The 13,538-nt window shown below is 72.8% G+C and carries 9 protein-coding genes; 4 read left to right on the top strand and 5 right to left on the bottom strand.

Annotation, left to right across the window (positions count from 1 at the left end):
- Positions 1–17: 17 nt before the first annotated feature.
- On the top strand, positions 18–1,478 hold the full coding sequence (locus AB0M99_RS20820; protein ID WP_365922433.1) for a nitronate monooxygenase: 1,461 nt from the start codon (positions 18–20) through the stop codon (positions 1,476–1,478).
- A 76-nt stretch (positions 1,479–1,554) separates the two neighbouring features.
- On the opposite strand, the gene AB0M99_RS20815 is transcribed toward AB0M99_RS20820, so the two are convergent.
- Both AB0M99_RS20815 and AB0M99_RS20810 read right to left on the bottom strand, forming a co-directional pair.
- A complete protein-coding gene (locus AB0M99_RS20815) occupies positions 1,555–2,064 on the bottom strand; it encodes a hypothetical protein (protein ID WP_365922431.1) in 510 nt (169 codons plus the stop codon).
- 156 nt (positions 2,065–2,220) lie between these two features.
- Positions 2,221–3,711 carry an MFS transporter gene (locus AB0M99_RS20810; RefSeq protein WP_365922429.1) on the bottom strand — a complete coding sequence of 497 codons (1,491 nt, stop codon included), beginning with the start codon at positions 3,709–3,711 and terminating at the stop codon, positions 2,221–2,223.
- Between the two features lie 157 nt (positions 3,712–3,868).
- Between AB0M99_RS20810 and AB0M99_RS20805 the strand changes: the two genes are divergently transcribed.
- Entirely contained in the window at positions 3,869–4,876 is a 1,008-nt protein-coding gene (locus tag AB0M99_RS20805; protein ID WP_365922427.1) for an Lrp/AsnC family transcriptional regulator, read from the top strand.
- A 13-nt stretch (positions 4,877–4,889) separates the two neighbouring features.
- On the opposite strand, the gene glgP is transcribed toward AB0M99_RS20805, so the two are convergent.
- The 3 genes from glgP to AB0M99_RS20790 all read right to left on the bottom strand — a co-directional run bounded on the left by glgP (position 4,890) and on the right by AB0M99_RS20790 (position 9,288).
- On the bottom strand, positions 4,890–7,541 hold the full coding sequence (gene glgP / locus AB0M99_RS20800; protein WP_365922425.1) for an alpha-glucan family phosphorylase: 2,652 nt from the start codon (positions 7,539–7,541) through the stop codon (positions 4,890–4,892).
- Between the two features lie 144 nt (positions 7,542–7,685).
- A complete protein-coding gene (locus tag AB0M99_RS20795; RefSeq protein ID WP_365922423.1) occupies positions 7,686–8,828 on the bottom strand; it encodes a hypothetical protein in 1,143 nt (380 codons plus the stop codon).
- Positions 8,815–9,288, bottom strand: a complete 474-nt coding sequence (locus AB0M99_RS20790; protein ID WP_365922421.1) for a hypothetical protein — start codon at positions 9,286–9,288, stop codon at positions 8,815–8,817. The genes AB0M99_RS20795 and AB0M99_RS20790 overlap by 14 nt, the downstream gene beginning before the upstream one ends.
- Before the next feature lie 413 nt (positions 9,289–9,701).
- Here AB0M99_RS20790 and AB0M99_RS20785 point away from each other — a divergent pair, with 413 nt between their 5' ends.
- A complete protein-coding gene (locus AB0M99_RS20785) occupies positions 9,702–11,696 on the top strand; it encodes an alpha-1,4-glucan--maltose-1-phosphate maltosyltransferase (RefSeq protein WP_365922419.1) in 1,995 nt (664 codons plus the stop codon).
- Positions 11,693–13,387, top strand: coding sequence for a maltose alpha-D-glucosyltransferase (treS, locus tag AB0M99_RS20780; RefSeq protein WP_365922417.1), 1,695 nt, complete (start codon positions 11,693–11,695; stop codon positions 13,385–13,387). Before AB0M99_RS20785 ends, treS begins: the two co-directional genes overlap by 4 nt.
- The last annotated feature ends 151 nt before the right edge of the window (positions 13,388–13,538 follow it).

Below are 13,538 nucleotides of genomic sequence, written 5' to 3'. Positions count from 1 at the left end.
AGTGACGGACGTGCCCCATGCCGCAGACCCCCACGACCGATCCCGCCGCGCAGCGCCCCTGGCTGATCCAGGGCGGCATGGGCGTCGGAGTCTCCGGCTGGCGGCTGGCCGGGGCCGTCGCCCGCGAGGGACAGCTGGGGGTGGTCTCCGGGACCGCGCTGGACGTCGTACTGGCCCGCGTGCTCCAGACCGGTGACCCGGGCGGCCACGCGCGCCGGGCGCTCGCGGCCTTCCCGCTCCCCGAGCTCGCCCAGGCCGCGCTCGACTGCTACTTCCGCAAGGACGGCCTCGACGAGGGCGCCGCGATGCGGACCACCCCCCGGCTGCGCGCGACCGGCGGTGCGCAGGCCGAGATCCTCACCGTCCTCGGCAACTTCGCCGAGGTCTGGCTCGCCAAGGAGGGACACGAAGGTGTCATCGGCGTCAACTACCTCGAAAAGATCCAGCTGGCCACGGCCCCCGCGATGTTCGGCGCGATCCTGGCAGGCGTCGACTACGTGCTCGTGGGCGCGGGAGTCCCCGGCCAGATCCCTGCCCTCGCCTCTCGGCTGGCGCGCTACGAACGCTGCGTGACCAAGATCGCCGTCGAGGGCGACGAGGAGCCGCTGGACCACCTCTTCGACCCGCGGGCGCTGCTCGCCGGGCACCTGCCCGGTCCGCTCCGCCGCCCCGACGTGCTGGCCATCGTGTCGCTTCCGGTGCTGGCGGCCTACCTGGCCCGGGACGAGGCCACCCGCCCCGACGGGTTCGTGATCGAGACCAGCAGGGCGGGCGGCCACAGCGCTCCGCCGCGCGGGCCGATGAAGCTCGACGAGGACGGCGAGCCCGTGTACGGGCCGCGCGACGATCCGGATCTCGCCAGAATGGCGGCGCTCGGGCTGCCGTTCTGGCTCGCCGGCGGCCAGGCGAGCCCCGAGGCGCTCGCCGCGGCCCGCGCCACGGGGGCGGCCGGGGTCCAGATCGGCAGCGCGTTCGCGCTGTGCGAGGAGTCCGGAATGGCGCGCCACCTGCGCGAGGAACTGCTCGGCCGGGCCCACGACGGCACCCTCTCGGTCCGCAACGACCCCGAGGCCTCGCCGACCTCCTTCCCCTTCAAGGTGGCGGACCTGCCGGGCACCGTCTCGGAGCCGGAAGTGGCCGCGGCCCGGCGCCGGGTGTGCGACCTGGGGTTCCTGCGCACCCCCGTACGCGGCTCCCGCAGCCTGGTCTACCGGTGTGCCGCCGAGCCCGTGGCCGCGTACCTCCGCAAGGGCGGGGACGCCGCCGACACGAAGGGCCGGCAGTGCCTGTGCAACGGGCTGCTGGCGACGATCGGCCTGGCCCAGCGGCGGCCGGGCGGACGCGTGGAGCCGCCGCTGGTGACGATCGGCAAGGACCTGTCGTTCCTGCCGCGGCTCGCCCCGGACGCCCGGCCGTACACGGCCGCGGACGTGGTGCGCTGGCTCGCTCCCAGTGCGGCCCAGGCGGGGCGGGCCTGAACCGGGCCCACCGGACGCCGAACGGGCCCGGCGCCCCATGTGGGGGCCGGGCCCGTTCGGGCAAGGGGCAGCCGGATCAGCCGATGTTGCTGAAGATCCGGGTGAAGAGGTCGTTCTGCGCCGCACTGTTGACGCCCTTGATGGTGCGGTCCTCGTCGTCCTCGTCGTAGCGGCCGTCGTGGCCGCCGTCGTGGCGGCCCTCGTCGTCGTGGCGGCCGTGGTGGCGGGTCGGCTTGAAGAGCACCGAGCGGACCTCCAGGTCGTGCGCGCGCTCGCCGGGCTGCAGGGCCTCGACGGCCTCGCCGTTGCAGCTGCGGTTCTCGAAGAGCAGCGCCAGAGACTCGGTGTCGTTGCGGACCTCGAAGGCGGGGTGGCTGCCCGAGGCGTTCGTCAGCCGGTAGCAGGTGTCGTTGTCCGCGGGCTCGATCTCGCCCCGGCGGGTGTCGCCGTAGCTGTCGCTATAGCGGTAACGCAGCTCGCCGAGGGATTCACGGTCGTCGTGATCGTTGGCCAGGGACTGGCCCGCGGTGGGCAGGACGAGCGCGACGGCGGCGAGGACGGCCGCGGCGGTGGTGCGAAGACGCATGGAGGAGTCCGTTTCTCGGGTCACGAGGATGCCGGGTCCGATGACATCCGCCGGAAGCGTAGAAGCGGACAAATCCGCCGAAACGATTCTGCATGCGAGGCGCGTTCGAAGGTTCACCCTCACGGGCCCGCCGGGCGGGCCGAACGCGGCAACCGCTCAGGCAGCAGCGCGTTCGGGGGCCGGAGCCGCTGCCGGAGCCGCCCGGCGGACCAGTGCGAACAGGATCAGCGCGCCCACCAGGCCCATCGCTCCCGAGACCCAGAAGGTGTCCTTCAGCCCGCTCGCGAAGGCCGTCTCGATCCAGGCCCTGGCCCCCGGGTCGGCGTGCAGCAGCTCGCCCGCCCGGCCGGTGGCCAGCGCCTCGGCCGCGCCGTGCGGCCGGCCGGAGCCGCCGAGGCCGTCGGCCAGCCCGGCCTGGAAGACCGCGCCGAGCACCGCGATGCCGAGCGCCATGCCGAGCTGCCGCGCGGTGTTCAGGGCGCCGCCCGCCATGCCCGCCCGGGCCGGGGCCACGGCCGCCATCGCGGCGGCTGCCAGGGCCGGGGAGGCCGTGCCCACTCCCACCCCGGTGACGGTCAGGCCCGCCAGCAGCGCCGGCCAGCCGTCACCGGCGTCCAGCATCCAGCCCTGGAGCAGGGCGCCGAGCCCCATGAGCAGCAGCCCGCCTCCGATGGTCAGCCGGACCGGGGCCCCGTGCATCAGCTTGCCCGCCGCGGCGGAGACGAAGAAGGCGGCCAGGCTGAGCGGCACCAGCACCAGACCCGCGCCGACCGGGCCCATCCCCTCGGCGGACTGCAGCCACAGGGACACGTACATCAGGTAGCCGAACGCGGCGCCGGACATCAGCAGCGCGGCGGCCATGACGGCCACGAAGGTCGGGCTGCGGAACAGCGAGAGGTCCAGCATCGGGCGGGAACTGCGCAGTTCGACGAGGACGAAGGCGGCGAAGGCGGCCGCCCCGAGGCCGAACAGGCCGAGGGTCGTGCCCGAGCTCCAGCCGTTCTCCCCGACCCGGATCAGGGCGTACGTCACGATGCCGGCGCCGGCGGTGAAGGTGGCCATGCCGGGCAGGTCGAGGCCCTTGGCCTGCGGGTTGCGGGACTCGGCGACGGCCCTGAGGGTGACGTACACCGCGAGCGCGCAGACGGGGAGGTTGATGAAGAAGATCCAGCGCCAGCCGAACTGCTCGGTGAGCAGCCCGCCGATGATCGGGCCGGCCGCGGCGGCGGCGCCGTTGACCGCGCCCCAGACGCCGAAGGCCACCCCGCGGTCCCGGCCCTGGTAGGCCGAACTGAGCAGGGCCATGGTGGTGGCGAACATCGCGGCGCCGCCCACGCCCTGGACGGCGCGGAAGGCGATCAGCGCGCCCGGGCCGTCGGCGAGGCCGCAGGCGAGCGAGGCCGCGGCGAACAGGCCGAGCCCGCCGAGGTAGACGCGCCGCCGGCCGACCCGGTCGGCGAGCGAGCCCGCGCCGAGCAGCAGGGCGGCGAGGGCGAGGGCGTATATGTCCATCACCCACTGGAGCCCGGCGAATCCGGTGTGCATGTCGGCGGCCATGTCCGGCAGGGCGACGGTCACGATCGTGACGTCGACCAGGAGCATGAAGGCCCCGAGGCACACCGCGGTCAACGGCAGCCACTTGCGCATGGAAGGTCTCCTCGGGGTCCGGTGCGGAGTTCGTCAGCAGCAGTGTCCGGCAGGACTTCCGCCGGCCTCAAGGTCCCAGCCGATCCCCCACCACCCACACCCAGAGCCCCGAATCTGCCGGATTCCCATCATTCGAGGCCCTGCAATGATGGAAACCATGAACTCAGTGGAGCTGGACACTCTCGATCAAGCGCTGATCCAGGCGCTGATGATCGATGGTCGAGCGTCCTTCAGCCGCCTCTCCGAGGTGCTTGAGGTGTCCGACCAGACCGTCGTGCGCCGCTACCGCCGGCTGCGGGGCGGCGGCCTGGTCCGGGTCGTCGGGCTGCCGATGGGCCCGCGCGTCGGCCTCTTCGAGTCCTGGCTGCGCGTGCAGTGCGCGCCGGACGCCTCGCTGGCGGTGGCGGAGGCGCTCGCCCGCCGCCCGGACATCGCCTGGGTGAAGCTCGGCTCCGGCGGCACCGACATCCACTGCATGACCAAGGCCCGCAACCGCGAGGACCGCGACGCCCTGCTGCTGGACAAGCTCCCGCGCACCCGCCGGGTCACCGGGGTGACGGCCCACACCGTCCTGCGCATGTTCGGCGGCGGCCCCGAGCGCTGGTTCGGCCTCGACGTGCTGCGCCCCGACCAGGTGGCCGCCCTGGAGCCGCCCCGGCCGCCTGCGCGCGGGAGCCGGCCGCGGTACGGCCTGGACGAGACGGAGCTGGCCCTGCTGGCGGTGCTCGGGCAGGACGGCCGGGCCGGGTACCCCGAACTGGCCCGGGCCGCGGGCCTGTCGGAGTCCACCGCGCGGCGGCGGCTGGAGCGGCTGCGCGAGGAGGGCGCGATGTACCTCGACGTGGAGATCGTGCCGCGCACGCTCGGGTTCGAGGCGGAGACGACCCTGATGCTGACCGTTGCCCCGGCGGACCTCGCGGCGGCGGGCGCCGCACTGGGCGGCCACCCGGAGGTGCCGTTCGCGGCCGCCGTGACCGGGGCGGCCAATCTGGTGGCCGTGGTGGTCTGCCGGGACACCGACGCCCTGTACACGTACCTGACCGAGCGGATCGGCGCGGTGCCCGGGATCCGGCAGGTGGAGGTGATCCCGACCCTGAAGACCGTCAAGCGGGCCGGGATGCTCGTGGAGGACGGGCGGCTGGTCGACCCGCCGCCCGTCCCTTGAGGGGCCCGTGGCGCTACCTCAGCACCACACCGGCTCCCGCGGCCGCGTCCCCCGCCTCGGCGTCCACCGGGCCCGCGACCAGTCCCAGTTCGGCCGAGGTCGCCAGCAGCGGATGCGAGGGGAGGATCCGTACGGTGTACCCGAAGGGCCCCGTGCGGTCGAGGGCGAGCGGGCCCTCGTACACCCAGCGCCCCTCCAGGTCCGGCCCGCCGGCCGGCTTGAGCGGGAAGGTCCGCGCGTCCCGGATGACGTCCTGGGCGTCGACCCGTCCGGCGACGGCCTGCACCTCCACGTCCTCGGGCGCGAGCGCGTCCAGGAAGACCTGCACGCGCAGCGTGAGCGTGGCCCCGAGTTCGGCGGTGCCGTTCACGGGAGCCGCGGCCAGCGCCTCCACGTGCTCGACCCGCAGCTGCGGCCAGGCGGCCCGGACGCGCCCCTTCCACCAGGCGAGGTCCCGCGCCGCCCCGGAGTCGAGGGCGCGGTGGGCGAGCGCGGCCGGGGCGTAGAGGCGTTCCACGTACTCCCGCACCATCCGTCCCGCCAGCACCTTCGGCCCCAGTGAGACGAGGGTGCGCCGGACCATCTCGATCCACCGCACGGGAAGGCCGCTGCGCCCGGTCCGGTCGTAGAAGCGCGGTGCGACCCGGCCCTCGATCAGGTCGTAGAGGGCGCCCGCCTCCAGGTCGTCCCGCCGCTCCTCGTCCGTGCCCAGGCCGTCGGCGGTCGGGATGGCCCAGCCGAAGTCCGGCTCGAACCACTCGTCCCACCAGCCGTCCAGCACGGACAGGTTGAGGCAGCCGTTCAGGGCCGCCTTCATCCCGCTGGTCCCGCAGGCCTCCAGCGGCCGCAGCGGGTTGTTCAGCCAGACGTCGCAGCCCGGGTAGAGCTTCTGCGCCATGGCCATGCCGTAGTCGGGCAGGAACACGATCCGGTGCCGTACGCGCGGGTCGTCCGAGAAGCGCACCAGCTCCTGCACGAGCCGCTTGCCGCCGTCGTCGGCCGGGTGCGCCTTCCCCGCGACCACGATCTGCACCGGCCGGTCCGGGTCCAGCAGCAGCCTGCGCAGCCGCTCCGGATCGCGGAGCATCAGCGTGAGCCGCTTGTACGAGGGCACGCGCCGGGCGAAGCCGATGGTCAGCACGTCCGGGTCGAGCACGGAGTCCACCCAGCCCAGTTCGGCCTCGGCGGCGCCGCGCTGCCGCCACGAGGCGCGCACCCGGTCCCGTACCTCCTGGACGAGCTGCTCCCTGAGCACCCGGCGCAGGTCCCATACGTCCTGGTCGGGGATGTCGGCGACGGCGTCCCAGCGCTGCGAGCCGCCGACGGACAGCGCGTCCTCGGTCCGCCCGGCCCCGATCTGGCGGACCCCGAGGCGGACGACCTCGGGGGCCACCCAGGTCGGTGCGTGCACCCCGTTGGTGACCGAGGTGATGGGCACGTCGGCCGGGTCGAAGCCGGGCCACAGCCCGGCGAACATCTCCCGGCTGACGGCGCCGTGCAGGGTGGACACGCCGTTGGCCCGCTGGGCCAGGCGCAGCCCCATGACCGCCATGTTGAACACCCCGGGGTCGCCGCCGGGGTACGTCTCCGCGCCGAGCTCCAGGATCCGCTCGACCGGTACTCCGGGCAGCTCGCCGCCCTCCCCGAAGTGCCGGGCGACCAGGGCCCGGTCGAAGCGGTCGATCCCCGCGGGCACGGGCGTGTGCGTGGTGAACACGGTCCCCGCGCGGACGGCTTCGACGGCGGCGTCGAAGCCGAGGCCCTGCTGCCCCTCCAGTTCCCTTATGCGCTCCAGTCCCAGGAACCCGGCATGTCCCTCGTTGGTGTGGAACACCTCGGGGGCGGGGTGCCCGGTGATCCGGCAGTACGTCCGCACGGCCCTGACGCCGCCGATGCCGAGCAGCATCTCCTGGAGCAGCCGGTGGTCGCTGCCGCCGCCGTAGAGCCGGTCGGTCACCTCCCGGGCGACGGCGTCGTTGTCCTCGACGTCCGAGTCCAGGAGCAGCAGCGGCACGCGGCCGACGCGGGCCTGCCAGACGTGGGCGTGCAGCGAGCGTCCGCCGGGGAGGGTGAGGGACACCCGGGCGGGGGCCCCGTCTTCCTCGCGCACGAGGGAGACGGGCAGTTCGTTGGGGTCCAGTACCGGGTAGTGCTCCTGCTGCCAGCCGTCACGGGAGAGGGACTGGCGGAAGTACCCGTGCCGGTAGAGCAGTCCGACGCCGATGAGGGGTACGCCGAGGTCGCTGGCGGCCTTGAGGTGGTCACCGGCGAGGATCCCGAGTCCGCCGGAGTACTGGGGCAGGGCGGCGGTGATCCCGAACTCGGGGGAGAAATAGGCGATACCGGTGGGCAGCTCGGGGCCGGCCTCGTGGCTCTGGTACCACCTCCCGCCGTGGACGTAGTCGTCGAGGTCGGCGGCGACGACGGCGAGCCGCCGCAGGAACCGCCGGTCCCCGGCCAGCTCCCCCAGCCGCGCGGCGGAGACGGCGCCGAGCAGCCGGACGGGATCGCCGCCGGCGGCCTGCCAGCCCTCGGGATCGACGGATTGGAAGAGTTCGCGGGTTTCCGCATGCCACGACCAGCGCAGATTGCGCGCGAGGTCGGCGAGCGGCAGGAGGGTCTCGGGGAGAACGGGGCGCACGGTGAATCGACGGATAGCCTTCACGTGTTCCACCTTCGCAGGGGATTACGGATCGGAGCGGCCGCACCACGCTGTGCACCCGCCTATCACCCCCGGAAGGCTAGCGAGACGGCTTGCGGTCGGCCATGGCGCCTTGAGCGGGGCTCCGTTGCGGTGTGCCCGGGCCGGTCACCGGGGCGGGCCGGCCAACAGGTCCGCCAGGTACGGGCGCAGGGGCTCCGGCAGGGACCCGACGGGGATCGTGCTCAGGACCGCCAGCGCGGGCCCGTCGAGGAAGCGGCCGAGCCGCAGCAGCGCGTTCAGTTCGGCCTCCAGTGCGGTCGGGTCCGCCTCCCGGGCGGCGGCGCGGGCCAGGGCCGCGCACAGGACGCGCCCCTCGTCCGGCGGCCAGGAGTCCGGCCAGTCCGAGGCCTCGTCGGCGGCCCGCTCCCGTGCCCGGGGGGCGGGGCCGCGCAGGGCCCGTACGAGGGTCCGTACGGGGCGGTCGGCGTCGAGCCGGTCCCATTCGCACAGCGACCGGGCCCCGGGACCCGACAGCAGCACGCGGGCGCTGCACCCGGGATCCAGCCGGTCCACGGCCCTGCGGTAGAACTCGATGCGCTCCAGCACCACCGGCTCCCCGCCCGGGGTGCGGAAGGCCAGGCCCGGGTGCGCGACCCCGCGCAGGCAGCGCACCACGGCCAGGGTCGCCGCGCCGGCCGGCTCCGCGGGCTCGGCGATCACCAGCCGCGCCGCCCGTGCGAGCAGGCCGCGCAGGGCCGGGGCGTCGGAGCGGACGGTGCAGAGCCGGTCCAGGACCCGGTCGTCCAGGCCCTCTTCGAACACGGGCAGCGCGTCGAGCTGCGCCGCCAGGGCCTGCCTGTCGGGCTCCGCACGGGCGGTCTCGACCAGCGCCGCGGCCAGGTGGCGCTCCTCCTCCGGGGCCCAGGCCACGGCCGTCGCCGCCCGCGCGGCCGCGGCCCGTACGGCGGGGTCGGGCGCGCGCAGCCGGCGTACGTGGTCCAGGACCGAGGGGTCGGGGGTGCGCAGCGAAGCCGCGCGGAAGGTGAGCGTCTGCGCGGGTCCGGCGACCCGGACGTCGAGGCGCCCGTCCGCCCCGGGTACGGCGGTCACCTCGTGCGGGACCGGGCTGCCGAGGCCGGTGGCGCGCACCTGCGTCACTCCGTCGAAGACGAGGAACCTCAGGTGGTGGTACCCGGCGGGCTTGGCCCACTCGAAGCCCAGGGTGACGGACGGGCCGCGCTCGTCGAGGTGGACGTACAGCAGTTGCCCGGCGGCCCAGTCGGGGATGCGCGCGTCAGGGATGTTCATAGAAGGTCCTTGCCGTGGTCGGCGGCAGTACGGGGTGGAGCCTGCGGTCGAGGGCCCCGGCGAACTCCCGCGGTCCGGCCTCGTCCCCGCGGTGGACGCTCACATGGGTCACGTGCAGGTCCGCGTGCGCCCCGAAGGCCAGCGCGATCCGCTCGCCGCGCACGGTGACCGCGAGCCGGTGCCCGCCCACCGGGGTCAGGAGGACGTCGGCCGCGGCGGGGGGCTCCCAGCGGTCCAGCCGGAAGTCGTCGACGGCGAGGAAGGTCAGGTGGCACTGCACGGTGTCCCGCTGCCGCTCGCGCTCGCGCGGCAGGTCGATCCGCAGCACCACGGCCCGGCCCCAGCCGTCGGGGTGCACGGACCGCACCCGTACCCCGGCCAGCGGCGGCGGCCCGCCCTCGAAGCACTCGGCGAGGGGGTCCCCGTTGGTGATGTATTCGTGCCATGCCGTCGTGCGCATGGGCCATTGTCACCCGTCCGGGAACCTGGGGAAACGGCCCGGCGGGATGGTGCTGGAGAGGTGGGTGTGGCGCGCGTCAGCTCGATGTACATCGGGTAGTCCGCGCCGACTTGACGGAGCCTCGACGGATGTCGAGCGGGGCCTTGGTCATGCCCCGGCCACTACGTACGAGTAGTTAACCAAGGACCCGGATTGGGCCGGGCGAGAGTGGGCAGGGCTCCCGGGTACGCGCACGGCACACCCTCCCCCGAACCTCTCCCGCCACCCGAGTGAACGCGGACAGGAGCGGCCATGCCCGCAGCCCAGCCGTCCACTGAGCGGCTAGAAACAGAGCGAACAGAGCGTGCACGACCGGCCGGAACCCCGGCCGGACTGTCACCGAGCCCTGCGAACTGCCCCCAGGTGATCCCATCATGATCGGTCGCATTCCCGTGCTGGACGTCCGCCCCGCCGTCGACTGCGGCGTCAGACCCGCCAAGGCGGTGGTGGACGAGGTCTTCGAGATCTCGGCCACCGTGTTCCGCGAAGGGCACGACGCCGTCGCCGCCCACGTCGTACTCCGAGATCCGAGCGGGCGGCTGCGGCCCCCCGTGCCCCTGAGCGAGCTGGCCCCCGGCACCGACCGGTGGGGGGCCCGGGTGTCGGCCGAGGTCGAGGGGAGGTGGACGTACACCGTCGAGGCGTGGAGTGACCCGGTGGCCACCTGGCGGGCCCATGCGGAGATCAAGATCCCCGCCGGGATCGACGTCGGGCTGACCCTGCTGGAGGGTGCCGAGCTCTACGAACGGGCGGCCGCCAAGGTCCCCAAGCGCGACGGCCGCGAGCACGTCCTGGCCGCCGCCGACGCCATGCGCGACGAGGACCGCGCCACGGCCGTGCGGTACGCGGCCGCCCTCGACCCCCGGGTGGACGCGGTGCTCGCGAGGCGCCCGTACCGCGAGCTGGTCACGGCATCGAAGCCGCTGCCGCTGCTGGTCGAGCGCAAGCGGGCCCTCTTCGGCTCCTGGTACGAGATGTTCCCCCGCTCGGAGGGCGCCGTCATGGCGCCCGGCGCGCCGCCGGTCAGCGGGACCTTCCGGACCGCCGCCGAGCGGCTGCCGGCGGTCGCCGCCATGGGCTTCGACGTGGTGTACCTGCCGCCGATCCACCCGATCGGGAGCACGTACCGCAAGGGCCCGAACAACACGCTCTCCGCGGGCAGTTGGGATCCGGGCGTGCCCTGGGCCATCGGTTCCACCGAGGGCGGGCACGACGCCGTCCACCCCGACCTCGGCACCATCGACGACTTCGACGCCTTCGTCGCCAAGGCCCGCGAGCTGCGGATCGAGGTGGCCCTGGACTTCGCCCTGCAGTGCTCCCCGGACCACCCCTGGGTGGAGAAGCACCCGGAGTGGTTCCGCCACCGCGCCGACGGGACGATCGCGTACGCCGAGAACCCGCCGAAGAAGTACCAGGACATCTTCCCGATCCACTTCGACACCGACATGGCCGGCATCGTCGAGGAGACCGTCCGGGTCCTGCGGCACTGGATGGACCACGGCGTCCGGATCTTCCGGGTGGACAACCCGCACACCAAGCCTGTCGTCTTCTGGCAGAAGGTGATCGCGGACATCAACAAGTCCGACCCGGACGTGATCTTCCTCGCCGAGGCCTTCACCCGGCCCGCCATGATGCGGGCGCTCGCCTCCATCGGCTTCCAGCAGTCGTACACGTACTTCACCTGGCGCAACACCAAGGCCGAGCTCACCGAGTACCTGACCGAGCTGTCCTCCACCCGGTCGGCCTCCGTCATGCGGCCGAATTTCTTCGTCAACACCCCGGACATCCTGCACGCATACCTTCAGGAGGGCGGCCGCCCCGCCTTCGAGGTGCGCGCGGTGCTCGCCGCCACCCTCTCCCCGACCTGGGGCGTCTACGCGGGTTACGAACTCTGCGAGAACACCCCGGTCAAGGAGGGCAGCGAGGAGTACCTGGACTCCGAGAAGTACGAGTTCCGGCCACGCGACTGGGCCGCCGCGGACCGCGACGGCAGCACCATCGCCCCCCTGATCACCTCCCTGAACCGGCTGCGCCGCCGCAACCCCGCGCTCCAGCAGCTCCGCGACATCCATTTCCACCCGACCGACAACGAACAGGTGATCGCCTATTCGAAGCACGCCGGAGCCAATTCCGTACTGGTGGTCGTCAACCTCGATCCGCACCACACCCAGGAGGCGACGGTCTCGTTGGACATGCCGGTACTCGGCCTCGACTGGCACGGGTCCCTCGCGGTGCGCGACGAGCTCACCGGCGAGACCTATCACTGGGGCAGGGCGAACTACGTACGCCTGGAGCCGGGCCGCACGCCCGCGCACGTGCTTGCCGCTCTGCGACCGTCCCCGCCCACCGGAGGGTCACCCACCACATGATGATCAACGATCCCGTCCACGACACCTTCGAGGACACCCCCGCCAAGGACCGCGATCCCGACTGGTTCAAGCGGGCCGTCTTCTACGAGGTCCTCGTCCGCTCCTTCCACGACAGCAACGGGGACGGTGTGGGTGACCTCAAGGGGCTCACCGCCAAGCTCGACTACCTCCAGTGGCTCGGCGTCGACTGCCTCTGGCTGCCCCCGTTCTTCGCCTCGCCCCTGCGCGACGGCGGCTACGACGTCTCCGACTACACCTCCGTGCTGCCCGAGTTCGGCGACCTCGCCGACTTCGTGGAGTTCGTGGACTCCGCGCACCAGCGCGGCATGCGGGTGATCATCGACTTCGTCATGAACCACACGAGCGACCAGCACGAGTGGTTCCAGCAGTCGCGCAAGGACCCCGACGGGCCCTACGGCGACTACTACATGTGGGCCGACAACGACAAGCAGTACCAGGACGCCCGCATCATCTTCGTCGACACCGAGACCTCGAACTGGACCTACGACCCGGTCCGCAAGCAGTACTACTGGCACCGCTTCTTCTCCCACCAGCCGGACCTCAACTACGAGAACCCGGCCGTGGTGGAGGAGATCATCTCCGCCCTGCGGTTCTGGCTCGACCTCGGCATCGACGGCTTCCGCCTCGACGCCGTGCCCTACCTGTACGCCGAGGAGGGCACCAACTGCGAGAACCTGCCCCGCACGCACAACCTCCTCAAGCGGGTCCGGGCCGAGATCGACGCGCACTACCCGGACACCGTCCTGCTGGCCGAGGCGAACCAGTGGCCCGAGGACGTCGTCGACTACTTCGGGGACTTCGCCAAGGGCGGGGACGAATGCCACATGGCATTCCACTTCCCCGTCATGCCGCGCATCTTCATGGCCGTCCGAAGAGAGTCCCGCTACCCCGTCTCCGAAATCCTGGCCAAGACCCCGGCGATCCCGGACCGCTGCCAGTGGGGGATCTTCCTGCGCAACCACGACGAGCTCACCCTCGAAATGGTCACCGACGAAGAGCGCGACTACATGTACGCCGAGTACGCCAAGGACCCGCGGATGCGGGCCAACATCGGCATCCGGCGCCGCCTCGCCCCGCTGCTCGACAACGACCGCAACCAGATGGAGCTGTTCACCGCCCTGCTGCTGTCGCTGCCCGGTTCGCCGGTGCTCTACTACGGCGACGAGATCGGCATGGGAGACAACATCTGGCTCGGCGACCGCGACGGCGTCCGCACCCCGATGCAGTGGACGCCGGACCGCAACGCCGGTTTCTCCTCCTGCGATCCGGGCAGGCTGAACCTGCCGGTCATCATGGACCCGGTCCACGGGTACCAAGTCACCAACGTCGAGGCCGCGATGGCCTCGCCCTCGTCGCTGCTGCACTGGACCCGCCGGCTCATCGAGGTCCGCAAGGCGAACCCCGCCTTCGGACTCGGCTCGTACACCGAACTTCCGTCGTCGAACCCGGCGGTGCTCGCCTTCCTGCGCGAGTACGGGGACGACCTGGTGCTGTGCGTGCACAACTTCTCGCGCTTCGCCCAGCCCACCGAGCTCGATCTGCGGTCGTTCAACGGGCGGGTCCCGGTGGAGCTCACCGGCGACGTGCGCTTCCCGCCGATCGGCGAGTGGCCGTACCTGCTGACCCTGGCGGGCCACGGCTTCTACTGGTTCCGGCTGCGCACCGAATAACGGACCCGCTACGGGGCGGGCAGCTCGAATGGGTCAACCGCCCGCCCCTGTACGGATCATCCTGACCCGACACTCGCACATACCGGAGAAGCAACTGCCGCACATCCGGGACACTCTGCGCATTCTGTGACGGCCCGGGGAAAGGACGCGA

Source organism: Streptomyces sp. NPDC051183, assembly GCF_040682455.1.
GTDB lineage: Bacteria > Actinomycetota > Actinomycetes > Streptomycetales > Streptomycetaceae > Streptomyces.
The sequence above is the reverse complement of the archived record's forward strand: the minus strand, read 5'-3'. Positions and strand labels throughout refer to the sequence as shown.

Coding starts and splice junctions, on each gene's coding strand:
- AB0M99_RS20820 (WP_365922433.1), top strand. CDS start 18: ATGCCGCAGACCCCCACGACCGATCCCGCCGCGCAGCGCCCCTGGCTG.
- AB0M99_RS20815 (WP_365922431.1), bottom strand. CDS start 2,064: ATGCGTCTTCGCACCACCGCCGCGGCCGTCCTCGCCGCCGTCGCGCTC.
- AB0M99_RS20810 (WP_365922429.1), bottom strand. CDS start 3,711: ATGCGCAAGTGGCTGCCGTTGACCGCGGTGTGCCTCGGGGCCTTCATG.
- AB0M99_RS20805 (WP_365922427.1), top strand. CDS start 3,869: ATGAACTCAGTGGAGCTGGACACTCTCGATCAAGCGCTGATCCAGGCG.
- AB0M99_RS20795 (WP_365922423.1), bottom strand. CDS start 8,828: ATGAACATCCCTGACGCGCGCATCCCCGACTGGGCCGCCGGGCAACTG.
- AB0M99_RS20790 (WP_365922421.1), bottom strand. CDS start 9,288: ATGCGCACGACGGCATGGCACGAATACATCACCAACGGGGACCCCCTC.
- AB0M99_RS20785 (WP_365922419.1), top strand. CDS start 9,702: ATGATCGGTCGCATTCCCGTGCTGGACGTCCGCCCCGCCGTCGACTGC.
- treS (WP_365922417.1), top strand. CDS start 11,693: ATGATGATCAACGATCCCGTCCACGACACCTTCGAGGACACCCCCGCC.